Source organism: Sodalis sp. RH20 (assembly GCF_047324205.1).
Classification (GTDB): Bacteria; Pseudomonadota; Gammaproteobacteria; order Enterobacterales; family Enterobacteriaceae; genus Acerihabitans.
This window is the reverse complement of sequence record NZ_CP178733.1, coordinates 5,576,207-5,598,929: the sequence shown is the minus strand read 5'-3', so window position 1 is coordinate 5,598,929 and position 22,723 is coordinate 5,576,207. Positions and strand designations below refer to the sequence as shown.

General features: G+C 60.1%; 19 protein-coding genes and 1 riboswitch. Of the genes, 9 read left to right on the top strand and 10 right to left on the bottom strand.

Going from position 1 to position 22,723, the window contains the following annotated elements; translation table 11 throughout:
• Positions 1 to 80: 80 nt before the first annotated feature.
• The 4 genes from yqiA to nudF are packed head-to-tail and all read right to left on the bottom strand — an operon-like array spanning position 81 to position 2,574.
• The gene (gene yqiA / locus ACL2XM_RS25595) at positions 81 to 662 is read right to left on the bottom strand and encodes an esterase YqiA (protein WP_410013436.1); all 582 of its coding nucleotides are present in this window, start codon (positions 660 to 662) and stop codon (positions 81 to 83) included.
• Positions 662 to 1,489 (bottom strand): 3',5'-cyclic-AMP phosphodiesterase, encoded by an 828-nt coding sequence (gene cpdA / locus ACL2XM_RS25590; RefSeq protein ID WP_413721494.1) that lies wholly within the window; start codon positions 1,487 to 1,489, stop codon positions 662 to 664. Before cpdA ends, yqiA begins: the two co-directional genes overlap by 1 nt.
• Before the next feature lie 27 nt (positions 1,490 to 1,516).
• On the bottom strand, positions 1,517 to 1,942 hold the full coding sequence (locus tag ACL2XM_RS25585; RefSeq protein ID WP_410013434.1) for a DUF1249 family protein: 426 nt from the start codon (positions 1,940 to 1,942) through the stop codon (positions 1,517 to 1,519).
• Positions 1,942 to 2,574 carry an ADP-ribose diphosphatase gene (gene nudF / locus ACL2XM_RS25580; RefSeq protein ID WP_410013433.1) on the bottom strand — a complete coding sequence of 211 codons (633 nt, stop codon included), beginning with the start codon at positions 2,572 to 2,574 and terminating at the stop codon, positions 1,942 to 1,944. The genes ACL2XM_RS25585 and nudF overlap by 1 nt, the downstream gene beginning before the upstream one ends.
• Before the next feature lie 221 nt (positions 2,575 to 2,795).
• Between nudF and tolC the strand changes: the two genes are divergently transcribed.
• The 3 genes from tolC to ACL2XM_RS25565 all read left to right on the top strand — a co-directional run bounded on the left by tolC (position 2,796) and on the right by ACL2XM_RS25565 (position 6,372).
• Positions 2,796 to 4,325: an outer membrane channel protein TolC gene (gene tolC, locus ACL2XM_RS25575; RefSeq protein WP_413721495.1), complete on the top strand. Its 1,530-nt coding sequence runs from the start codon at positions 2,796 to 2,798 to the stop codon at positions 4,323 to 4,325.
• 195 nt (positions 4,326 to 4,520) lie between these two features.
• Entirely contained in the window at positions 4,521 to 5,204 is a 684-nt protein-coding gene (locus tag ACL2XM_RS25570; RefSeq protein WP_410013431.1) for a DUF1190 family protein, read from the top strand.
• Positions 5,205 to 5,211: 7 nt separating this feature from the next.
• The gene (locus ACL2XM_RS25565) at positions 5,212 to 6,372 is read left to right on the top strand and encodes a glutathionylspermidine synthase family protein (RefSeq protein ID WP_410013430.1); all 1,161 of its coding nucleotides are present in this window, start codon (positions 5,212 to 5,214) and stop codon (positions 6,370 to 6,372) included.
• Between the two features lie 45 nt (positions 6,373 to 6,417).
• Here ACL2XM_RS25565 and ygiD read toward each other — a convergent pair whose 3' ends face one another.
• Complete coding sequence (ygiD, locus tag ACL2XM_RS25560; RefSeq protein ID WP_410013429.1) at positions 6,418 to 7,203, bottom strand: 4,5-DOPA dioxygenase extradiol; 786 nt, start codon at positions 7,201 to 7,203, stop codon at positions 6,418 to 6,420.
• Positions 7,204 to 7,397: 194 nt separating this feature from the next.
• Positions 7,398 to 8,918 carry a nitric oxide reductase transcriptional regulator NorR gene (norR, locus tag ACL2XM_RS25555; protein WP_413731893.1) on the bottom strand — a complete coding sequence of 507 codons (1,521 nt, stop codon included), beginning with the start codon at positions 8,916 to 8,918 and terminating at the stop codon, positions 7,398 to 7,400.
• Positions 8,919 to 9,173: 255 nt separating this feature from the next.
• Between norR and norV the strand changes: the two genes are divergently transcribed.
• The 3 genes from norV to tehB all read left to right on the top strand — a co-directional run bounded on the left by norV (position 9,174) and on the right by tehB (position 12,706).
• A complete protein-coding gene (norV, locus tag ACL2XM_RS25550; protein WP_413731891.1) occupies positions 9,174 to 10,580 on the top strand; it encodes an anaerobic nitric oxide reductase flavorubredoxin in 1,407 nt (468 codons plus the stop codon).
• Positions 10,581 to 10,589: 9 nt separating this feature from the next.
• Complete coding sequence (norW, locus tag ACL2XM_RS25545; protein ID WP_413731890.1) at positions 10,590 to 11,726, top strand: NADH:flavorubredoxin reductase NorW; 1,137 nt, start codon at positions 10,590 to 10,592, stop codon at positions 11,724 to 11,726.
• A 116-nt stretch (positions 11,727 to 11,842) separates the two neighbouring features.
• Complete coding sequence (gene tehB, locus ACL2XM_RS25540; protein ID WP_410013425.1) at positions 11,843 to 12,706, top strand: SAM-dependent methyltransferase TehB; 864 nt, start codon at positions 11,843 to 11,845, stop codon at positions 12,704 to 12,706.
• 214 nt (positions 12,707 to 12,920) lie between these two features.
• On the opposite strand, the gene ribB is transcribed toward tehB, so the two are convergent.
• A complete protein-coding gene (ribB, locus tag ACL2XM_RS25535) occupies positions 12,921 to 13,574 on the bottom strand; it encodes a 3,4-dihydroxy-2-butanone-4-phosphate synthase (RefSeq protein WP_410013424.1) in 654 nt (217 codons plus the stop codon).
• 109 nt (positions 13,575 to 13,683) lie between these two features.
• Positions 13,684 to 13,859, bottom strand: a riboswitch (FMN riboswitch).
• A 129-nt stretch (positions 13,860 to 13,988) separates the two neighbouring features.
• Between ribB and ubiK the strand changes: the two genes are divergently transcribed.
• Positions 13,989 to 14,390 carry a ubiquinone biosynthesis accessory factor UbiK gene (gene ubiK / locus ACL2XM_RS25530; RefSeq protein ID WP_413721502.1) on the top strand — a complete coding sequence of 134 codons (402 nt, stop codon included), beginning with the start codon at positions 13,989 to 13,991 and terminating at the stop codon, positions 14,388 to 14,390.
• 85 nt (positions 14,391 to 14,475) lie between these two features.
• On the opposite strand, the gene hldE is transcribed toward ubiK, so the two are convergent.
• The 3 genes from hldE to ACL2XM_RS25515 form a co-directional block, all read right to left on the bottom strand.
• Positions 14,476 to 15,909: a bifunctional D-glycero-beta-D-manno-heptose-7-phosphate kinase/D-glycero-beta-D-manno-heptose 1-phosphate adenylyltransferase HldE gene (gene hldE / locus ACL2XM_RS25525; protein WP_410013422.1), complete on the bottom strand. Its 1,434-nt coding sequence runs from the start codon at positions 15,907 to 15,909 to the stop codon at positions 14,476 to 14,478.
• A 104-nt stretch (positions 15,910 to 16,013) separates the two neighbouring features.
• Positions 16,014 to 18,878 carry a bifunctional [glutamate--ammonia ligase]-adenylyl-L-tyrosine phosphorylase/[glutamate--ammonia-ligase] adenylyltransferase gene (gene glnE / locus ACL2XM_RS25520; protein ID WP_413731888.1) on the bottom strand — a complete coding sequence of 955 codons (2,865 nt, stop codon included), beginning with the start codon at positions 18,876 to 18,878 and terminating at the stop codon, positions 16,014 to 16,016.
• A 45-nt stretch (positions 18,879 to 18,923) separates the two neighbouring features.
• Complete coding sequence (locus ACL2XM_RS25515) at positions 18,924 to 20,231, bottom strand: inorganic triphosphatase (RefSeq protein ID WP_413721504.1); 1,308 nt, start codon at positions 20,229 to 20,231, stop codon at positions 18,924 to 18,926.
• 418 nt (positions 20,232 to 20,649) lie between these two features.
• Between ACL2XM_RS25515 and ACL2XM_RS25510 the strand changes: the two genes are divergently transcribed.
• The gene (locus ACL2XM_RS25510) at positions 20,650 to 21,270 is read left to right on the top strand and encodes a TIGR04211 family SH3 domain-containing protein (protein ID WP_410013419.1); all 621 of its coding nucleotides are present in this window, start codon (positions 20,650 to 20,652) and stop codon (positions 21,268 to 21,270) included.
• Positions 21,271 to 21,428: 158 nt separating this feature from the next.
• Positions 21,429 to 22,682, top strand: a complete 1,254-nt coding sequence (locus ACL2XM_RS25505; protein ID WP_413731887.1) for a multifunctional CCA addition/repair protein — start codon at positions 21,429 to 21,431, stop codon at positions 22,680 to 22,682.
• Positions 22,683 to 22,723 lie beyond the last annotated feature (41 nt).

Sequence of the window (22,723 nt, the reverse complement as noted above, 5' to 3'; positions counted from 1 at the left end):
TCGTGACAAATTGTTGGAGAGCCTACCGCAAAGGACACCCCCTCGGGAAGCGTTATTCGCGCGGCTCAAACGGCGGCGATTCAGACTTTATTCAGCCCCAGGAAATCAATTATGGGAGAGAAAAAATGCTCGAACCCGACAAAGGCGTGATTCCCGCCCGATTCCACGGTCTGGCGGCAGTGGGTGTAATACTCCTGCGCCTGCCGGTAATCAAGGATCTCGTCGCCTGTTTGCTGCAGCAACCAGATAAGGTCCGGCGATTCCAGCCTGTCGACATGCATCAGCTTCAAGTCGTAGACATGGCGAGACTCTAGCACATAATGTTGGCCGGTGTAGGGATTCTCATTCTTGCCCAGGAACTCCGCCAGCAGCTCGAACGGCCGCACCGCGGGGTTGACCACCACGGCGGGCAGCATAAAGGATTGGGACAGCCAGGTGGCATAATAACCGCCCAGGGACGACCCGACAATGCCCAGCGGTTCGCCAGCCCGGTCAAGGACCAGCGACTCGATCATGTCGGCCGCGTCGGCGGGATACACCGGCAACTGCGGGACGATCATCTCGATATCGGGATGATGCCGGGCGAGCCAGGCCTTGAAAGACGTGGCCTTGGCCGAGGCGGGGGAACTGTTGAAACCATGAAGATAAAGCAGGACCGCCATCAATAGCCTTCCGAATCCGTGTCGGGCAGATACTCGTCGCCGGATAACCGATGGACCTCGGTCGACAACGTGCCGTCAGGATGCAAATCGAGATAACGCCAGCCGGGCCCGACGGAATCGATAGTAAAATTGGTGCAGTGCGGTTTGAACTGCACGCAGGTGGACGGCGAGGCCAAAACGCGCCGGCCCTGCCAGTCGACATCCAGTTCCTGGTGTATATGGCCGCACAGCAGCGTGGTTACCCTGGGAAACCTGGCCAGCGTCGCCGCCAGCATATGCGCGTTGCGCAGGCTATGCTGGTCAAGCCAGATGCAGCCGGACGCGAACGGATGGTGATGCAGCAGCAGCAGCGTATAGCGCTCGGGCTGCGAGTCCAGGGCCTTTTCCAGCCATTCAAGCTGATAATCGCTCAGTTCGCCGTGCGGTACGCCGAACACCTGGCTGTCAAGCAGCACCAGTTGCCATTGATCGCCGAGCAGCACATGTTTCGACGGCGATATTCCGCCGTCCGCCAACGCCTTGACCATTGCCGGCTGGTAATCATGATTGCCTGGTAACCAGACGCAGGGCGCGGGCAACCGCGTAATGCCCCTGGCGAAGTGCTGGTAGGCCTCAAGGGAATGGTCCTGGGCCAAATCACCTGTCGCGACCACCAAATCATAATGATGACGTTCAGCTTCAACCGCGTCCAATACCGCGCAATAGCTACGGTAGGTATTCACCCCGAGCAGCGCCTCATCCTCACCGGCAAACAAATGAGTGTCTGTGATCTGTAAAATCCTGATAATGGCCCCATTCGCCACAGGAAGTGTCAACAGGCTTTCCAAAGGGTATCCTTGGTTATTGAAATCTGCCTAACAAACGGGAACCGCCATCGCCCCATACGCTAAACAATAGCGTAGCCAATCCGCAAGGAATTGGTTGATTTGATGTTTTTCGTCACGTTGGTGTAACTTTTTATTAGGGTAATCATACCTTGCCTTGAAACGATAGATCTGCTGACTGGAACACACTTCCGCAACCATGGCGTCCCGGTACAGCCGCACGCTCATGGACGGCAGGCTCCAGTAGCTGACCAGCGGTTCGGTCTGGAGTATCTGCACCAGGGTGGTGTAACGCGTCGCCTCCAGTATGGTCAGGCGATAGCTGGCGCCGTTGACCTGATAGGTTATGGCGTCCCCCACCTCGTTGGTGCGCGGCAACAGCCGGCGCAGCTGGGCGAAATTGGTCTCGCACAGGCGCATCATTTCAGGAAAATCAGGGGTGTAGCGCTTGATCATTAATCGGCCCACTCTTTTCGTAAGGATTCATGGTGTAGTGCCAGCCATTGCAGGGCAATGACGGAGGCCGCGTTATCGATAATCCCTTCCTCAACCCAACGGTAAGCCTGCTCCCGGCTGACCACGTGAAGACGGATATCTTCGTTTTCTTCCACCAATCCGTGGATACCTTCGGCCAGCTGCGCGTCCACCTCGCCGGCCATAATCGTCAAGCGTTCGCTGGTGCCGCCCGGACTTGCCAGATAGCTTAGCAGCAGTTTGCAACGGCCGATGTCCAGCCCCGCCTCCTCAATGGACTCCCGCCGCGCCACCTGTTCGTGCGATTCGCCAGGCTCGATCATACCGGCTACCAGCTCCAACAGCCAGGGGGTCGGACTGCTATCATAAGAGGCAATACGAATTTGTTCCAACAATACAACTTCATCTCGCACCGGATCATAGGGTAACAATACCACGGCATGTCCGCGCTCTAAAATTTCCCGCCGCACCTCGCCGCTCATCTCGCCGTTAAACAGGCGATGGCGGAACCGATACAACTCCAGGGAAAAAAATCCACGGTAAAGCGTTTCGCGTGCAATAATTTCTACATCATTTTTACCAAATGTTACCGGTGAGGGTGTGGACGAAACCATGGAAACGACTCCTTTTGGGATGATTTGTCAGTAGCGACGGCGTCAGGCAATCACTTTTCTCGCTAATTAGGTGGATTGTGATAAATTTTATCCCACAGATTCAAGATGGCACATTAAGCCACCACCTACTTCTGGCGGACTCTGGTAGAATCGTGCACTATTTCATGGCTCATTATCGCCAGCGCTACCATAGCAATTTTGCTGTATCAAAAGGAATGCAAATGAAGAAACTGCTCCCCCTTCTTATCGGACTCGGCCTCGGCGGCTTCAGTGCGTTAAGTCAGGCAGAAAATCTGCTACAGGTATATCAGCAGGCGCGGTTGTCCAACCCGGATCTGCGGCAATCCGCGGCCGATCGCGACGCGGCATTTGAAAAAATCAACGAAGCGCGCAGTCCGTTGTTGCCACAGCTCGGGCTGGGGGCGGATTATACGTATAGTCAAGGCGCCCGTGATAGCAAAGACATCAATTCCGGCGTTGCCAGCGGGTCGCTGCAGCTGACCCAGACCATCTTCGATATGTCGAAATGGCGCGCGCTGACCATTCAGGAAAAAACCGCCGGCGTCCAGGACGTCTCTTACCAGGCCGCCCAGCAGACCTTAATCCTGAATACCGCCACCGCCTATTTTAACGTATTAAGCGCCATTGACGCGCTGTCTTATACCGAGGCGCAGAAACAGTCGATTTACCGCGAACTGGATCAAACCACCCAGCGTTTTAACGTCGGCCTGGTGGCGATTACCGATGTGCAGAACGCCCGCGCCCAGTATGACCAGGTGCTGGCCGACGAGGTCACCGCACGCAATACGCTGGACAACGCGCTGGAAAGCCTGCGCCAGATAAGCGGCAACTTTTATCCGCAGCTGGCCTCGCTTAACGTGCAGCGCTTCAAGGCTGAACGTCCCCAGCCCATCGCCGGCCTGCTGAAACAGGCGGAAACACGTAACCTGAACCTGTTAAGCGCCCGCCTGTCGCAGGATGTGGCGCGCGAGAATATCCGTTATTACGAAACCGGCCATTACCCGACCCTGAGCCTGAATGCCGAGTCGTCGGTGACCAATACCGATTATAACGGATCCAGGACAAATAATGATCCGACTTACGCAAACCGGCGTGTCGGCCAGAACTCTATCGGCCTGAGCCTGAACGTGCCGATTTACTCCGGCGGTTCGGTGACCTCGCAGGTAAAACAGGCGCAGTACAGTTTCGTCAGCGCCAGCGAACAGTTGGAAAGCGCGCATCGCAGCGCGGTGCAGACCGTACGTTCTTCCTTTAATAATATTTCCGCCTCCGTCAGCTCCATCGACGCTTATGAACAGGCGGTCATTTCGGCGCAAAGCTCCCTGGACGCGTCCGAAGCCGGTTATGAAGTGGGCACCCGCACCATCGTCGACGTGCTGGACGCCACCACCACGCTCTATAACGCCAAGCGGCAGCTGTCGGATGCGCGTTATACCTATGTCATCAATCAGCTGAACCTGAAACAGGCCCTCGGCACCCTGAATGAAGGCGATATCCAGGCGCTTAACGCTTCCCTCGGCCAGCAGATTGCCACCAGTCCCGAACAGGTGGCGCCGGAAAATCCGTCCCAGGTCGCCAAGGCCGAAGGCGTCAGCCCGAGCCAGACTGCCAACGCGCCGCGCGCCAACCAAAGCCAGGAGCAGGCGACACGCCCCCAGGCCGCGACGGTCAGCGCCACCGCGCCGGTTAATTCCAGCTCCGCCACCGGCCGCAATCCCTTCAGGCATTAAGCGTTTTCCAGGCGGGCAGCCCGCCCGCCTGGCCCCTCCGGCGACATCCCGCCTTTCCGCCGCGATCCCACCTTTATGTATAACTATGTAAAGATGTTTCCGCAGTCGCCGCCGATGCTTCTTATTTAGGCGTTTTTACCCTATTCTTAGAGCGTATCTCCGGGAATGTTAAATCGTTAATAAAGCAGGAAAATAATGAAACGGACAAAAGACATTAACCACGCCAGTTTCCGCAAGCAATGGCGTGCCTGCCGCATGGCGCCGGTCGCGCTGGCGGTCGGCGCGGTGTTTATGCTGGCCGGCTGCGAGAAAAGCGACGAGAACGTGTCGCTGTATCAAAACAGCGATGACTGTACCCGCGCCAATCCGTCCATGAGCGAGCAGTGCACCACCGCGTTTAACAACGCGCAGAAAGAGGCGGTGAAAACCGCGCCCAAATACGCCTCGCGCGAAGACTGCGTCGCCGAATTCGGCGAAGGGCAATGTACCCAGGCCCCCGCCCAGGCCGGCGTGGCCGCCGAATCGCAGCAAAGCGGCAGTTTCTGGATGCCCCTGATGGCCGGCTATATGATGGGCCGCATGATGGGCGGCGGCGGTTATGCGCAGCAGCCGCTGTTCACGTCGCGCGCGCCCAACAGCCCGGCGAACGGCAAGTTTGTCGACGCCACCGGCCGTAACTACGGCCCCGCCACTACCGGGCGCAGCATGAATGTGCCGAAAACCGCCATGGCGCCCAAGACGCCGACCACCAATACCGTCACGCGCGGCGGCTTCGGCGAAACGGTGGCGAAACAGAACGCCACCATGCAGCGCAGCAGCAGCACCGCGCCACGTCGCAGCAGCACCGCGCCACGTCGCAGCATGAGCATTGGCGGCTAAGCGGGACATGAAACGAGTTACCCTGAACGAACGCCCGGACTGGCGCGAAAAAGCCGCCGAATATGGTTTTGAGTTCCATACCATGTACGGCGAGCCCTACTGGTGCGAGGATGCGTATTACCAATTTACGCTGGCGCAGATAGAAACGCTGGAGGATGTGACCGCCGAGCTGCATCAGATGTGCCTGAAAGTCGTGGCGAAAGTGGTGGACAGCGACGCGCTGCTGGCCAAATTCCGCATCCCCAAGCATACCTGGCAATTTGTGCGCAACGCCTGGCATACCCAACAGCCCTCGCTCTACTCCCGTCTGGATTTAGTCTATGACGGCCGGCAGCCGCCAAAACTGCTGGAAAATAACGCCGATACCCCCTCGTCCCTGTATGAAGCCGCTTTTTTCCAGTGGATTTGGCTTGAGGATCAGATCAAGTCCGGCCAGCTGCCGGCCGGGGCCGACCAATATAACAGCCTGCAGGAAAAGCTGATCGAACGCTTCCGGGAGCTCAAGGAGCAGCATGGTTTCAGCTTGCTGCATTTTGCCTGCTGCCAGGATACCACCGAGGATCGCGGCACGGTGCAGTACCTGCAGGACTGCGCGCTGGAGGCGGAATTACCCAATGATTTTCTGTTTATCGAGGAAATCGGCCTGGGCGAAAGAGGCCAGTTTACCGACACCGAAAACCGGGTGATCGGCAATATGTTTAAGTTCTATCCGTGGGAATTCATGCTGCGGGAGATTTTCTCCACCAAGCTTGAGGACGCGGGGGTGCGCTGGCTGGAACCGGCTTGGAAAAGCATTATCTCCAACAAGGCGCTGCTGCCGATGTTATGGGAAATGTTCCCGGGGCATCCCAACCTGCTGCCGGCCTATTTTGCCGAAGACAACCCGCCGCCGATGGATCACTATGTGGTGAAGCCGCTGTTTTCCCGCGAAGGCGCCAATATCCGCATCGTCGAAAACGGCAAGGAAACCGCCCGCGTGGACGGGCCTTATGGCGAAGAAGGCACCATCGTGCAGCAGTTTTGCCCGTTGCCGCGCTTCGGCGACAGCTATACCGTTATCGGCAGCTGGCTGGTGAACGACAGGCCTTGCGGCATCGGCATCCGGGAAGATAAAGAACTGATCACCCAGGATCTGTCGCGCTTTTACCCGCATATTATCCTCGACTGAGCGCCCCAAAGCATACGCAGCGGCAGCGCCGCTGCGTAACAGCGTTTAACCCACCTGCACCGACAGCATGCTTAACGACGCCATCTCAATGCCGTCCACCGGTATGGAAATCGCCTCTTCGCCATCCCAGGCGCCCAGTATATACAGCAGCGGCAGGTAATGATCGGGCGAGGGGTTGGACAGCGCCGCGCCGTCATGAGCCATAAAATCCACCAGCGGATGGACGCCCTGGCCGCGCCAGCCGATATTGTCGCGCACAAACTGGTTAAAGGATAACGCCCAGGGATAGGGCGGCGCCTCGCCGTGCCATTGGATCATGCGCAGGTTATGCACCACGTTGCCGCTGGCGACCATCATCACGCCCTGGTCGCGCAGCGCCGCCAGTTTTCGTCCCAGCTGGAAATGATATTCCGGCGGCTGGGTACCGTCGATACTGAGCTGTACCATGGGGATATCCGCGTCCGGATACATTTTTTTCACCACCCCCCAGGAACCGTGATCAAAACCCCATTCGGTCAGATCGGCGCTGACGGCCACCGGCAGCAGCAGTTCCTGGATGGTGGCGGCAAGGGCGGGCGAGCCCGGCGCCGGATAACGGATATCAAACAACGCCTGGGGAAAACCGCCGAAATCATGGAGGGTGCGCGGGTTTTCCATCGCGGTCACCGCGGTGCCGCGGGTAAACCAATGGGCGGATATCGCCAGGATGGCGCGGGGACGCGGCAAGGTCCGGCCGAGGCGTTGCCAGGTTTGGGTATATTGATTATCTTCCAGCACGTTCATCGGACTGCCGTGGCCGAGAAACAGCGCGGGCATACGGGGTTCGCTCATGGGTCATTCCTTCTGTATCATCTTATCGCGCCTGGCGCCTTATGCTGATTAACTTACGCCTTGCGGCCGGAAAATAAACCCGGATAAGCATGATCATCTTATTCAATATATTTGAATAAACCTAAACGTCCGCGTGGCTCGTCCCCGCGCGCCAGGGACGATGATGCCGCGGCGCAAAGCCGGGCGGCGGCTTTTCACTTAATCCCCAGCCGCTTCGCCAGCCGGTGCAAATTGCCGGGATTGACCGCCAGCCTGCGCGCGCAGGCCGACCAGTTATCGCCGCAGCCGGCCAGCGTCATGCGGATTAAGCGACGCTGGTAATCGTCGGTGCCGTCGCGCAGGGTAGCGGAAGCGATAGGGTCATGCGGCGGCGCGACGTGCGTTAATGGGGGCGAGGCCCCATCCAGGGCAAAATTCTCCGGCCGCAATACCACCTCGGCGTTGCCCTGCCCCGCCCGCGCCAGCACCGTGGCGCGATAAATGGCATGCTCCAGCTCGCGCACATTGCCCGGCCAGCCGTTTTCCGCCAGCAACGCCAGGGTGGCCGGCGCCAGCGCCACGCGCTGCAGTCCCAGCCGGATGCGGCTGCGTTCGCAAAAAAAACCGGCCAGCAGGGCAATATCCCGCCCGCGCTCGCGCAGCGGCGGCACATGGACGGGAAACACGCTTAAGCGGTGAAACAGATCGGCGCGAAACTGCCCGGCCAGCACCGCCTCCTTCAGCACGCGATTGGTGGCGGCCAGGACGCGCACATTGACCCGCAGGCTTTGATCGTCGCCGACGCGCTGTAAATCGCCGTACTGCAATACCCGCAGCAGTTTTGCCTGCAATGTCAGCGACAGCTCGCCGATTTCATCCAGGAACAACGTGCCGTTATCCGCCAGTTCAAATTTACCGATACGATGATGAATGGCGCCGGTAAAGGCGCCTTTGACATGGCCGAACAATTCGCTTTCCGCCACCGATTCCGGCAGGGCCGCGCAGTTAAGGTACACCAGCGGATTGGCCGCCCGTGGCGATTGCAGATGTATAGCGCGCGCCACCAGCTCCTTGCCGACGCCGGTTTCACCGGTGATCAGCACGTTCAGATCCGAATTGGCCACGATGCCGATTTCCTTTTTCAGCTGCGCCATGACCCCGGACAAGCCGATCATTTCGTCGGCGCCCTCGGTTTGCGGCCGGCCGACGGCGCTTATCGGCGCAATGGCCTGTTTTTCCAATTGCTCCACCAGCAGCGCGTTGCTGAGCGCGACCGAGAACAGCGCCCCCACCAGACGCAGTTCCTCATCGCTGAAATGATCGAGCTGATGCGCATCCATATCGTCAATAGTCAGGGCGCCGACCAGGTTCTGGTGGGTAAACAGCGGCAGGCCGATACAGGCATGCACCTTCAATTGCTCATGGCCCGGGATCAGCCCGTCGTAAGGATCGGGCAACAGGCTGTCCGCCGGAAAACGCACCACATCGCCGGCACGGGCGATGGCCTCCAGACGGGGATGCTCGGACAGCCGGAAACGGCGCCCCAGCACGTCGGGCGACAGACCGGCGATCGCCAGCGGCCGGAACAGCTGCTGTTCATAGCTGAGCAGCGCGCAGGCGTCGCACGCGAGCAACCGGCGCAGGCTGTTGATCAACTGCTGGAAACGGTCCCTGCCGGTGATGCCCGATTGCAGCTCAATGGCAATCCGGCTCAGGGTTTGCATGGATAACGCCATAAGGATAAGCACCTGAAAGGTAAAAAGCGGCGACAAGCCACAGCGTCATTACGCCGCGCAGGGCGGATGCGGCCCGGAGCGCCGACTATCTCATTGTGACAATAGCTGTGTCAAAAAAACATATTTCCAATTTCGTCATTTTGACAAATAAATAATTTAAATTCTTTAATTTCAATGAATTAATTATTGGCATGGGTTATGCAGCACTGATGCCATCCAGCGGTTTTCAGTGGCAATTTACCATGAGGTTTTATCATGACGGTACAGGTCAAAAACACTATTCATTGGGTGGGACAACGGGATTGGGAAGTACGCGATTTCCACGGCACCGAGTATAAAACCCTTAAAGGCAGCAGCTATAACAGCTATCTGATCCGTGAAGAAAAAACGGTATTGATTGATACCGTGGACTATAAGTTCAGCCGTGATTTCCTGCAAAACCTCGAGGCGGAAATCGATCTCGCCACCATAGATTATATTATCATCAACCACGCCGAGGAGGATCACGCGGGGGCCCTCACCGCGCTGATGGCGCGTATCCCGCATACGCCGATTTATTGCACCACCAACGCCATTGACTCCATTAACGGCCACCACCATCACCCGGAATGGAACTTTCGCACGGTTAAAACCGGCGACAGCCTGGATATCGGCAACGGCAAGCAGCTGATCTTTATCGAGACGCCGATGCTGCACTGGCCCGACAGCATGATGACCTATCTCAGCGGCGATGCGGTGCTGTTCAGCAACGACGCTTTCGGCCAGCATTATTGCGACGAGCATCTGTTTAACGACGAAGTGGACCAGAATGAACTGTTTGAGCAATGCCAGCGTTACTACGCCAATATCCTGACGCCGTTCAGCCGGCTGGTCACCGCCAAGATCAATGAAATCCTGGGCTTTAACCTGCCCCTGTCGATGATCGCCACGTCCCATGGCGTGGTGTGGCGCGACAATCCGACGCAGATCGTCGCTAAATATCTGCAGTGGGCCGACAGCTACCAGGAGGACCGTATTACCTTGTTTTACGACACCATGTCGAACAACACCCGCATGATGGCGGATGCCATTGCCCAGGGGATTACTGAAACCGATCCCGGCGTGTCGGTAAAAATCTTTAACGTCGCCCGCCATGATAAAAACGAAATCCTGACCCAGGTTTTCCGCTCCAAAGGGGTGTTGGCCGGCTCCTCCACGATGAATAACGTCATGATGCCCAAGGTAGCGGCGCTGCTCGAAGAACTGGCGGGACTGCGCTTTCGCGATAAAAAGGCCTCGGCCTTCGGCAGCTACGGCTGGAACGGCGGCGCGGTGGACCGGGTGCAGACGCGGCTGATGGACGCCGGGTTCGAAACCTCCCTGCCCCTGAAGACTAAATGGCGACCGGACGGCGCGGCATTGAACCTCTGCCGCGAGCACGGCAGGGAAATTGCCCGCCAGTGGGCGCTGCATCCTTTGGATGAGCAGGTCGCGGTTGCCCCCGCCCCCGCCGCCGCGGACACCGTCAGGATGCAATGCAGCGTGTGCCAATGGATTTACGACCCCGCCTTGGGCGAACCGATGCAGGAAGTGGCGCCCGGTACCGGTTGGCCGCAGGTGCCGGAGACCTTTTTATGCCCGGAATGCGGTCTTGGCAAAGACGTCTTTGACGCGTTGAAATAAGGCGATGAGATGAACGAAGGCATTGTTATTATCGGCTCCGGCTTTGCCGCCCGGCAGTTGATCAAGAACCTGCGCAAGCTCGATGACGGCGTGCCGATCCGGCTTATCGCCGACGACAGCTGCGATGAATACCACAAGCCGGAGCTAAGCCATGTGTTCAGCCAGCGGCAACGCGCGGACGACCTGACCCGGATGACCGCCGGGGACTTTGCCGAACAGTTCCGGCTGACGCTGCACCGTCATTCACGGGCGCAGCGTATCGATGCCGCGGCGCGGCGGGTCTATTGCAGCGACGGCGAATATGGCTACCGTCAGTTGATCCTGGCCACCGGCGCGCAGGCCGTTATCCCGGCGATTGAAGGCCGGGAACTGATGCTGACGCTCAATAGCCAGCAACAGTACCACCGGATAGAAGACCAGCTGCGGCAGGCGCGGCGGGTCCTGTTATTGGGCGCCGGCCTTATCGGCACTGAACTTGCCATGGACCTGACCCGGGCGGGCAAACAGGTGATCCTCCTCGATCAGGCGGCCAGCATCCTGGCGTCCCTGATGCCGGCTGAAGTCAGCGCGCGTCTCCAGCATCGCCTGGTCCGGCAGGGGGTGGAGCTGATCCTTAACACCCGGCTGCTGAGCCTTTGCCCGACCGCGACCGGCATCGCCGCCGCCCTGCCGCGCGGCCGTCTGCTGGAAGTGGATGCCGCCATTGCCGCCATCGGGCTAAAGCCCGACACCGCGCTGGCCTTATCGGCCGGTCTGGATACCGGCAGGGGTATCCGGGTTAACGACAGATTGCGCACCTCGGATCCCGCCATCTATGCGCTGGGCGATTGCGCGGAAATCAACGGCGCGCTGATGCCTTTTTTACAACCGATACAGCTCAGCGCCGCGGTGTTGGCTAAAAATCTGTTGGGCGGTAACGACAGCCTGTTACTGCCGCCGATGCTGGTAAAGGTGAAAACGCCCAATATGCCGCTGCACCTGGCGGGCCAAACGCAGCGCACGGATTTACACTGGCAGATCAACTTTGACACCCAGGGTATACTGGCGCAGGGTTGGGATGAACAACGGCGGCTGTGCGCCTTTGTCGCGGGAGAAGCGCGGATGAAGGAGGCGTTTTTACTGCTGCGCCAGTTGGCGCCATGCTGAACGCGTCCTCACGGCCGGCGGCCCGGCGGTAGCCGCCCGGTCGGTATTGACCCGCCATCCCCGGCATTATGTTGATAAATTGACGATGGCCGTTGCCCCCAACGGCGGAGAACGATATGCAAGATTTGATGTGTTATAAAACCCTGCCCGAATGGGATAGCCAGACGCTGCCGGAGGCCTTCCGCCAGCGGCACAATACCCAGGAGGGCGTATGGGCGAAACTCACTGTACTGCAGGGCACGCTGTCCTTTGCGTTTTTAAGCGAAAACGATGAGGTGCTGGAATCCCACGCGTTTACGCGCGACAACCCGCCGCCCCTGGTGGAGCCGCAGCGCTGGCACCGTATTGTCGCCAGCTCGGCGGATATGCGTTGCCAACTGGCCTTTTACTGCCGGCCGGAGGATTATTATCATCTTAAGCACGGCATGACGCGCACGCATTCCGAGGTGATTAACGCCGCCGCATACGCGGCGCCGGGCAAAGCGCTGGATCTGGGCTGTGGCGCGGGCCGTAATGCGCTGTATCTGAACCTGCTGGGGTTTGATGTCACGGCGTATGATAAAAGCCAGCAAAGCATCGATGCCCTGAATACCCTTATCGCGATCGAGCAACGCGATCATATCTCAGCCGGCGTTTATGATATCAACGAACAGCTGATAAACGGCCGGTACGACTTTATTCTCTCGACCGTGGTGCTGATGTTTTTACAGGCCGACCGGATCGAGCGCGTTATCCGCAATATGCAGCAAAGCACCAACGACGGCGGGCTGAATCTTATTGTCGCCGCCATGTCCACCGAGGATTGTCCCTGCCCGCTGCCGTTTCCGTTTACTTTCAGCGCCGGGGAACTGTCCGGGTATTATCGCGATTGGGAAATAATAAAATATAACGAGGATAGGGGAGAACTGCATAAAACCGACGCCGAAGGCAACCGCATTAAGCTGCGTTTTGCCACGCTGCTGGCGCGCAAGCGGCCCTGACAGAACCGGGAAAGCAACCGGGCGCCCCCGGCGGCCGGGGCTTCCCGGCACAGCGGCATCGCCAGTACATACGGACGTTTCAGGGCAGAATGCGCGCGGCGAACCTGCTACCCGCGGGGCCAGCGCCGCCTGGTCCCTTCTGCATGCCCGCACGGCGCCGGGCTATTGTCCCGGCCCGGCGAAAGCTGCGGCCGCGGGCGACGGCAGCCGCGCGTCAGCTGGCCTGACGTGCCAACGAGCGGCGGTAGTCCACCAGATCTTCGATGGTGACCACCGGCATATCATACTTTTTGCCGAACGCGATGATTTCCGGAGCATGGGCCATGCTGCCGTCCTCATTGGTGACTTCGCACAGCACGCCCATCGGCTTGAGGCCGGCCAGGGTGGTCAGGTCGATGCTGGCCTCGGTATGGCCGCCGCGGGTGAGCACGCCGCCCGGCTGGGCGCGCAGCGGGAACACGTGGCCGGGACGATTGAGATCGCTGGGCTTGGCGTTGTCTTTGATGGCGGCGCGGATGGTGGTCAGGCGGTCGGCGGCGGAAACGCCGGTGGTGACGCCTTCCGCGGCTTCGATGGTGACGGTAAACGCCGTCTGGTAGTGGCTGGAGTTGTGTTCCACCATCATCGGCAGATCCAGCTGCCGGCGGCGCTCCTCGGTCAGGCACAGGCAAACAATGCCGCTGCCGTGGCGGATGGCCAGGGCCATCTGTTCAACCGTCATGCTTTCGGCGGCAAAAATCATGTCGCCTTCGTTTTCACGATCTTCATTGTCCAGCACCAGCACACCGCGACCATGGCGCAATGCGTTAAGTGCGTTTTCCACGCGTTCGGTCGGCGTACCGAACTCGGAAAGAAGCGTCTGATTCATGGTAAAAAAAACCTCATAAAGTATATGGATTACCAGAACCAGGGCAGACTTAGGAGTAGCCTTAACAGGCTAAAAGATAACGAGAATGAGCTGGCAGCTCATTGTTGGCCGTTACTCTCTCCCATCCGGACTATAACCGTCGGCCCCGGAATTACACCGGGTCTGCTGACCTCAAATCCTACGGCAATCTGAGCGCTCGCGGGCTTCCTGTGCAATAATCGTCAATAGCAATTAGCGCACGGGTTTACCGCCGGTGGGGAGTTTCGCCCCGCCCTGAGAATAAGCGGAATTACTATAACGCCATTGGATTATCGGAGCAATTAGCAAACGAATAATTTCTGGCGGCTCTTTTAGTTTCTTCTCGGCTGATCTGGCATTACACTTAACCAAAACTAACGCGTTAGGGAACTACAGATGATAGACACCAAAAAAATCGAACAGCTTGCCCGTCAGATCCATGAGTCCCTGCCAAAAGGCATCCGCGATCTGGGCGATGACGTGGATAAAAAAATCCGCCAGGTGTTGCAAAGCCAGTTCAGCCGGATGGATTTAATCAGCCGCGAGGAATTTGACGTGCAGACCCAGGTATTGCTGCGCACCCGGGAAAAGCTGAACCAGCTGGAACTGCGCATCAATGCGCTTGAAACCATGCCGAACAGCGGCGGCGCCCCGACGGTGGCCGGCGCCACATCACCTGTAACCCCGGGCGCCGCCGTATCGGCCCCGGCCGCCGCGCCGGCAAGCGATGAACCGCCGGCCGAAACGCAGGCTGGAAGCATCGCCGCAGACATTAAGGACGCAGGCAAGAAGCCGTAGGCCGTCGCAAAATATCGGGCGGCCGCGGACACGTTATCCGCCGGGAAAAGCGGGGGGCAACGGCGCCGTCGCGGCGCCCTTGCCTTTAACCGCGTTTGCCGGTTTTGATGGCGTTAATGATATTGGTGGTGGAGCAGCCGTCTTCAAAGTTGAGCACCCTGACGTCGCCGCCGTTGGCCCACACTTCCTTACTGCCGGCAATCTGTTCGGGCCGGTAATCGCCCCCCTTCACCAGCACATCGGGCAATATCTTGGCGATCAGCCGCTGCGGGGTATCCTCGTCAAAGGCCACCACCCAATCCACGGCGCCCAGCGCGCCCAGGACTACCATGCGCTGCGCCAGCGGATTGACCGGCCGGGACTCCCCCTTCAGGCGCCGGGTCGAGTCATCGCTGTTTACCGCCACGATCAACCGGTCGCCCAGCCGCCGGGCGTTGGCCAGATAGGTCACATGCCCGGCGTGCAGGATATCGAAGATGCCGTTGGTCATGACCACCTTTTCGCCGCGCTGGCGCGCCTGCGCCACCGCCTGCTCAAGCTCGGCCTCGGTCATGACGCCGAAACCGGCGTCGCCACGCCCGTGAATGGCGTTTTCCAGCTCGATGGGACTGACGGTGGATGTGCCCAGCTTGCCGACCACCACGCCGGCGGCGGCATTGGCCAGGAAACAGCACTCTTCCAGCGGATTTCCGGCCGCCAGGGCCGCCGCCAGCACGCCGATCACCGTATCGCCGGCGCCGGTGACGTCATAGACTTCCTGCGCCTGCGTCGGCAGGTTCAGCGGCGGCTTGCCGGGTTGCAGCAGCGTCATGCCCTGTTCGGAACGGGTAATCAGCAATGCCGACAGGCCGTAATCGGCAATCATCTTCATGCCGCGGGCGACCAGATCGGCTTCGTCGGCGCTGCGGCCGGCCACCGCCTCGAACTCGGATAAGTTCGGCGTCAGCATGGTGGCGCCGCGATAACGGGCGAAATCGGTGCCTTTGGGATCGACCAGTACCGGCACCCCGGCGGCGCGCGCCAGCTGGATCATATCCTGCACGCGGGCCAGCGCGCCTTTGGCGTAATCCGACAATACCATCGCGCCGGCGGCGGGCAACGCCGTCTTGATGCGCTCCAGCAGCGGTCCGGCGTCCACGCCGTCGAAGCCTTGCTCAAAATCCAGGCGTAGCAGCTGTTGGTTACGCGACAGCACCCGCAGTTTGGTAATGGTGGGATGGGTGGACACCGCCACGAAATCACAGGTCACGCTGACGCCGTTGAGCCGCTCGCCCAGGGCGCGGGCGGCATCGTCGACGCCGGTAAGGCCGACCAGGCGCGAACCCGCGCCCAGCGCGGCGATATTCATCGCCACGTTGGCGGCGCCGCCGGGGCGCTCCTCGATGGTATCGACTTTGACTACCGGCACCGGGGCTTCCGGTGAGATACGGCTGGTTGGGCCGGACCAGTAACGGTCCAGCATGACATCACCCACCACCAGCACGCCCGCCCGGCGAAAATCAGGCAACGTAACTTTCATCCACTCGCTCCAGACTTAACGATTTTATTGCGCGGGATTCTAGCATAGGCTGCGGCAATTCTCTCCCACCCCCGATAGTGGAACGCATTTTCCCGCCCTTGCCCTCAGTCGAGCCATTTTTTCCAGTAGGCGGTAATCAGCGCGCGTTCGGTTTGAAACCGATGGCTATCCACGCGCCCCGGCAGGTCCTGTAGTGCCAGATGATGGATTTCGTCGCGCAGGGTGGTATAGGCGTCGCTTAATCGCGCGGCGTCGTCCGGGCTGATGATCCCGTGGCGCGCCATCAGCGCGAAAATGCGCACATTATCGGACCAGCGCGTCAGTTCCGGGATGGCGCAGGCATAACGCAGCACCAGGTACTGCGCCAGAAATTCAATATCGGTGATGCCGCCTTCGTCGGCCTTGATATCAAACTGTTCGCCGTTTTTACCGGCCAGGTGCCGGCGCATTTTGGCACGCATCTCGCTGACGTCCGCGCGCAAGGCCGCCGGATCGCGCTCCCGGCACAGCACCTCGCGGCGGATGGCGGTAAAACGCGCCCGCAGCGCGTCGTCGCCATACACCTGGCGCGCCCTGACCAGCGCCTGGTGCTCCCAGGTCCAGGCCTCATGCAACTGGTAGTCCGCAAAAGCGTCCAGGGTGCTGACCAGCATACCGGCCGCGCCGGAGGGACGCAGGCGCGGGTCGACTTCATACAGCACGCCCGCGGGCGTGCGGGTGCTGAATAAATGCATGATCCGCTGCGCCAGGCGCAGGTAGAACTGGCGGCCGTCAATACTGCGCTCGCCGTCGGTCATCACCTCCGCCGGACAATCATGTAAAAACACCACATCCAGATCCGAGCCGTACCCCAGCTCCCAGCCGCCCAGCTTGCCATAGCCGATTACCGCGAATCCCTGGCCACCCTGCTCGCCCAGATGGGCGGGACGGCCGTAACGCGCCACCATGGTCTTCCAGGCTTGCTGGAGCACGGCGGCAATCATGGCCTCGGCCAGATAGGTCAGGTGATCGCTGACCCGCATGACCGGCAGCACGCCGGTAATATCGCTGGCGGCAATGCGCAGTTGCTGCGCCTGCTTAAACTGGCGCATGGCGTCGAGCTGCTGCTCTTCGTCCTCCTCCGGCACCCGCAGTAAATACTGACGCAGTTCATCACCGTAAGCTTCAGGCGCCAGGGGATGGTAGAGCGTGGCCGGATCCAGCAGTTCATCCAGCAACAGCGGATGGCGGGCCAGTTGGGTGGCGATCATCGCCGAGGCGGCACACAGACGGATCAGGTGGGTCAACGCCCCCGGATACTCCACCAGCAGTTCCAGGTAAGTGGTGCGTGACACGATGCTCAGCAGCATCGGCGCCAGCCGTCCGAAGACATCGTCGGCGGCCGGCTGCGGACAGATTTGCGCCAGCAGCCGCGGCATCAGTTGATCGAGCACCTCGCGCCCGCGCGGGCCGATGGTACGTTTCGCTATGTCGCGCCGTAATTCCACCAAGCGGGCCAGAAGGCGCCCGCGCCCGGCCTCATCCAGCTGCGGCGCCAGAAGTCCGGCATCCTGCTCCGGCGCGTCGTCAAACCACAGCGCGCCATAGCGGTCGAAATCCACCGGGTCCGCCGGATCGGGCGCGTCGTCGCCGATAAGCATATCAAAGATTAACCGCACCCGCCGCATATGGCCGGACAGCGCGTCCTCAAGGGCCGGCCAGTCGGCCACCGCCATGCCGTAGGCCAGGCGGGCGCGGTTGAGCGCATCGGCCGGCAGGGTCTGGGTTTGTTCATCGTTGATGGCCTGCAGCAGGTTTTCCAGCCGGCGCAGGTAGAGATAAGCCTGGCTTAATTGTTCGGTCTGGCCGGTGGTCAGCAGGCCAAGCTCGCCGACCGCGCTCAGGGTAGGCAACAGCGAGCGCTGCTGCAGACGGGGTTCCCGGCCGCCGCGGATCAGCTGGAATACCTGGGTAATGAATTCTATTTCCCGAATGCCGCCGGCGCCCAGCTTGATATTGTCTTTTAGTCCCCGGCGCCGCACTTCGCGGGCAATCATGATTTTCATATTGCGCAGGGATTGGATCACGCTGAAATCGATATAGCGCCGGAACACAAAAGGACGCAGCAGGCTTCGCAGTTCCTGGCAGTAGGCGTCGTCACCGTCGCCCATCAGCCGGGCCTTGACCATGGCGTACCGCTCCCAGTCACGCCCCTGTTCCTGGTAATAATCCTCCAGGGCGGCAAAACTCAGCACCAGCGGCCCGCTGTCGCCAAACGGCCGCAGGCGCATATCCACCCGGTAGACAAATCCGTCGGCGGTCGGCTGATCGAGGACTTTGATAAGCCGCTGCCCCAGGCGGGTAAAAAACAGCGCGTTGTCCAGCTCGCGCCGCCCGCCCCGGGTCTGGCCGTTTTCCGGATAGGCGAAAATCAAATCGATATCGGAAGAGAAATTCAGCTCGCCGCCGCCGAGCTTGCCCATACCCAACACCAGCAGCGGCTGCGCGGCGCCGTGCGCATTAGACGGCGTGCCCCACTCACGGCAGCACACCTGGTATAGCCAGTCGCGCGCCGCAATAATCAGCGTTTCGGCAAGCTGGCTGAGCTGGATCAGGGTCTCGGTGGTCGCGCAGGCATCCAGTGCCTGCGCCCAGGCAATACGCACCAGGGCGCGGCGGCGGAACAGGCGCAGCTCACGCATCAGCGCCGCCTCGTCCTGCACCTGCGCCAGCCGCGCCTGGAGCGACGCGGCATAACCGCGCCACTCGTCCGCGCGGGGCGGATCGCGGTGCAATTCCTCCAGCCAGTCCGGCCGGGCAATCAGCGCTTCGCTGATAAAATCACTTAACGCCAGCGCGACGGCGGTGTTTTCGTCCACCACAGCAGACCCGGCGGCCGCCTCCCCGTCCGCCGGGCGGGCGGGCATCAGCCGGGCGGCCATCGCCTGCGCCTGGCGATCCAGCAGGGGCGGAAGAGGCAATTTCATCATCGATCTCCTGGGGATGTCACGGGCAACGCTGCGGCCCCGCGGGGCTTAGCGGTTATTGACGCTGCGCCAAAAACCCGGCTGGGTCAGCGCCTGGCGCCGCATATGCTCCAGGTTGTTGGTGCCGGGCAGGATAATCGCCTGCTGCAGCGCCTGCCAGTGTAAAATATAAGATAAAACCTTCTTGACCGGATAGGCGCCCGACAGCAGATGGAAAGCCATGATCCGCCGCTCCAGCCGCGGCAGCTGCTGCTGGTATTCCTCGTGGGACATCACGCGGCCGAACGCCACTTTTAACTCGGCGGCGCAGCGCGACAGCATGATATCGGCAAAACGCTTAAAGGAGCCGTCCAGTTTCCGGCGCGCCTTATCATCGAGACTGTCCCGCCAGCCGGCGAGAATCAGCCAACGGGTCAATGCCAGCTTACATTGCAGGTAAGCGGCGTCATAGCACAACCGCCGGGGATCGCTGTCCGGCGGTTGCAGCCGGTCGGTCACCTCCGCCAACCGGGCGCGCAGCTCGTTGGTGGCCTTGCGCGGGATCATATTGCCCATCACCACAAAGGTTTCCCGGATCAGCATAATGGCGGACAGGATGCTTTCCCGCGCCAGCGGAATGCCCTGCAGCCACAGTTCCTCATGGTATTGCCAATGGGCCAGCGCCAGGGACAGCGCCTCGCTCAACCCCTGCTCTACCGTCGCCTTGGGCGCGGGACGCAGCAACGGCAGGGCGCGGATTTCACGCGGCTCATTGCCCGCGGCCAGATGATAGCCGCGCGCGGCCTTGCTCAGGCTGCCCTGGCGCAGGCCGCCGTCGGCGCAAAGCGTGCCGGCCAGCGCCAGTAGGTCCGCGACGTTGCCGTGCATGATTTCCAGTTCCAGTTCGCAAATGGCCTCGCTCAGCTCACCCGCCACCACTTCGCCCTGATCAAACGCCACTTCTATCTCGCTGTCACCGTAGGTTATCAACCACTTTTCACGCAGATAATCGGTACGAAACAGGGGTTGCAAGCGCTGCTGCAACGTCGCCACATCCATGTCCGGCGGCCAGATGTCGGCGGGCAACAGCGTAATATCGATATCGGGGCCGGGCAGTGGAATATTATATTCCGGGTGCTGGTGCAGGCCGCCGACGATGGTGCCGGCGGTTTTGGCCGTCATTTCGTAACGTTCGTTATTGCCGCGTACGCGTAAACCCACGCCGTGCCGGCGCAGGTCAAGCCCGACGGTGTCAAAATAGATGTTAATCAGGCGCTGCGCTGCCGTATGACTGCCTCCGCAGGCGGATACACGCTCCGCCATGGACGCCACCGCATCGGGATGAACGATAAATTTTATTTCTATTTCTTCACTCATAGCTTCGGTTACACCACTGGTTGCTCAACGAGCAGTTGCGGAACGACACCCGGCCCGGCGCCGTTTGTCACGGGGATGCCGCGCAGGTGTCGGGCTGAAGAACGTAATAATCGCCTTAATGCCGCTTATGGACAAGCACTGATATGATTTGAATGACAATTTATAACAAAAAATTAATGCGCTTAACGCGACATGCCGCCGTTTTTATCCATTACAACGTTAATCGGCGCCGTAACGGATAAATTACCCGTTCAAGAGACCGGACATGGCCATTTAAATAACGCTATTGCATCTTTCCTCCCCTGGCCGGGGCCTTGCGCAGCCTGATAGTAAGATAGTTCCCATTTCTGTTTAAGCATTGCGTCGTCAAACTGAACCCACTACTATCGACCCACATTTGCCTGAAAACGACGGAACTATGTACAAATTACGCCATATTTGCTTCGCGTTATTGAGTCTAGGCTTCGCCGCCAGCACTCATGCCGATGAGACGCGCTTTGTTTCCGATGAGCTCATCACCTATATTCACAGCGGGCCGGGCAACCAGTACCGGATCGTCGGCACGCTGAATTCCGGAGAAGAAGTCACGCTGCTGAGCGTCAGCGAAGGCAACAACTACGGCCAGATCAGGGATACCAAGGGCCGCACCGCCTGGATCCCGCTCGATCAGCTCAGCGACCAGCCCAGCCTGCGGGTCAAGGTGCCGGCGCTGGAGCAAAAGGTCCAGGACCTGACGCAAAAACTCAGCACCATCGACGCCAGCTGGAACCAACGCACCGCCGAAATGCAAAAGAAGGTCACCGAGAGCGACGGCAATATCCAGACCCTGCGCGACGAAAACCAAAGCCTGAAAGATCAGCTGGTGGTGGCCAGGAAAAAGGTGGATGCCGTGGCGGTACAGCTTGATGATAAACAGCGCGCCATTATCATGCAGTGGTTCCTGTACGGCGGCGGCGTGGCCGGCGTCGGCCTGGTGCTTGGCCTGGTGCTGCCCCATCTGATTCCGCGCCGTAAAAAAGACAATCGCTGGATGAACTGATCCCGCGGGTTTGCCTGTTGTCCTGGCGGTTTAACGTCGCCGCAGTATTGCTGTTTACGCTAAGCGCGGTAAGCATGATAACGAAGAGGGTAATCAGCGTTGCGGATGCGACTACACTTAACAGATGATGGCAAAACCGACATTGTCAGGAGTTCACAGTGAAAAAATATCTGGTCGGCGGCGCCGTCCGCGACGGATTATTGCAATTGCCGGTGCATGAGAAAGATTGGGTCATCGTGGGCGCCACCCCGGAGCAGTTGCTGGCGGAAGGCTATCAGCAGGTGGGCAAGGATTTCCCGGTATTCCTTCACCCGCGCACGCGCGAGGAGCATGCCCTGGCGCGTACCGAGCGCAAATCAGGACCAGGCTATACCGGCTTTACCGTCTATGCCGCGCCGGATGTTACGCTTGAGCAGGATCTGATGCGCCGGGATCTGACCATCAATGCCATAGCCCAGGATGAAGACGGCCGGCTGATTGATCCCTATCACGGCGTGGCCGATATCGAGCAGCGGCTGTTGCGCCATGTCTCGGACGCGTTCGGCGAAGATCCGCTGCGCGTACTGCGCGTGGCGCGTTTCGCGGCGCGTTTTGCCCATCTTAACTTTCGCATCGCCCCGGAAACCCTGGCGCTGATGCGGCAAATGGCCGAGAACGGCGAACTGCCGTCCATCTCGCCGGAACGGGTGTGGACCGAGACCGAAAAAGCGCTCGCCACCCGCAACCCCCAGGTCTATTTCCAGGCGCTGCGCGATTGCGGCGCCCTGGCGGCGCTGTTCCCGGAAATCGATCGCCTATTCGGCGTGCCGGCGCCCGCCAAATGGCATCCGGAAATCGACACCGGCATCCATACGCTGATGACGCTCTCGATGGCGGCGCAGCTTACGCCCGACGTCGCCGTGCGTTTCGCCACGCTGTGCCATGATGTGGGCAAGGGGCTGACCCCGCGTAACCTCTGGCCTCATCATCACGGCCACGGCCCGGCCGGCGTCAAGCTGGTCGAGGCCCTGTGCGCCCGCATGCGGGTGCCCAACCACATTCGCGATCTGGCAAAAATCGTCGCCGAATACCATGATTTGATCCATACCGTAGATCGCCTCACCCCCAGGACCCTGATGAAGCTGTTCAGCGCCATCGACGTCTGGCGCAAGCCGGAGCGCCTGGAGCAGATGATCATCACCAGCGAGTCCGACGCCCGGGGGCGCACCGGTTTTGAAAATAACCCTTATCCGCAGGGAGACTGCCTGCGCGAGGCATATCGGGCGGCGGCGGCGGTGACCAATCGCGAGGTGATCGAGGCGGGGTTTACCGGCGCGGAAATCGGCGAGGAGATCCGCCGGCGCCGGCTGCAAGCGCTGGCGGACTGGAAGCAACGCCAGGAACAATCGCGCGCGGAGACTCTGCAGGACTAGTCCTCCTCCCCGCAGCCGGCCTTATCCTGACGATAAACAAC

Bases quoted from the DNA above. Each gene is read 5' to 3' on its own strand.
- ribB (WP_410013424.1), bottom strand. From the start codon at position 13,574: ATGAATCAGACGCTTCTTTCCGAGTTCGGTACGCCGACCGAACGCGTG.
- ACL2XM_RS25510 (WP_410013419.1), top strand. From the start codon at position 20,650: ATGTACAAATTACGCCATATTTGCTTCGCGTTATTGAGTCTAGGCTTC.
- nudF (WP_410013433.1), bottom strand. From the start codon at position 2,574: ATGGTTTCGTCCACACCCTCACCGGTAACATTTGGTAAAAATGATGTA.
- hldE (WP_410013422.1), bottom strand. From the start codon at position 15,909: ATGAAAGTTACGTTGCCTGATTTTCGCCGGGCGGGCGTGCTGGTGGTG.
- yqiA (WP_410013436.1), bottom strand. From the start codon at position 662: ATGGCGGTCCTGCTTTATCTTCATGGTTTCAACAGTTCCCCCGCCTCG.
- ACL2XM_RS25570 (WP_410013431.1), top strand. From the start codon at position 4,521: ATGAAACGGACAAAAGACATTAACCACGCCAGTTTCCGCAAGCAATGG.
- ACL2XM_RS25585 (WP_410013434.1), bottom strand. From the start codon at position 1,942: ATGATCAAGCGCTACACCCCTGATTTTCCTGAAATGATGCGCCTGTGC.
- ACL2XM_RS25565 (WP_410013430.1), top strand. From the start codon at position 5,212: ATGAAACGAGTTACCCTGAACGAACGCCCGGACTGGCGCGAAAAAGCC.
- ACL2XM_RS25515 (WP_413721504.1), bottom strand. From the start codon at position 20,231: ATGAGTGAAGAAATAGAAATAAAATTTATCGTTCATCCCGATGCGGTG.
- norV (WP_413731891.1), top strand. From the start codon at position 9,174: ATGACGGTACAGGTCAAAAACACTATTCATTGGGTGGGACAACGGGAT.
- ygiD (WP_410013429.1), bottom strand. From the start codon at position 7,203: ATGAGCGAACCCCGTATGCCCGCGCTGTTTCTCGGCCACGGCAGTCCG.
- norW (WP_413731890.1), top strand. From the start codon at position 10,590: ATGAACGAAGGCATTGTTATTATCGGCTCCGGCTTTGCCGCCCGGCAG.
- tehB (WP_410013425.1), top strand. From the start codon at position 11,843: ATGCAAGATTTGATGTGTTATAAAACCCTGCCCGAATGGGATAGCCAG.
- glnE (WP_413731888.1), bottom strand. From the start codon at position 18,878: ATGATGAAATTGCCTCTTCCGCCCCTGCTGGATCGCCAGGCGCAGGCG.
- norR (WP_413731893.1), bottom strand. From the start codon at position 8,918: ATGGCGTTATCCATGCAAACCCTGAGCCGGATTGCCATTGAGCTGCAA.
- ubiK (WP_413721502.1), top strand. From the start codon at position 13,989: ATGATAGACACCAAAAAAATCGAACAGCTTGCCCGTCAGATCCATGAG.
- tolC (WP_413721495.1), top strand. From the start codon at position 2,796: ATGAAGAAACTGCTCCCCCTTCTTATCGGACTCGGCCTCGGCGGCTTC.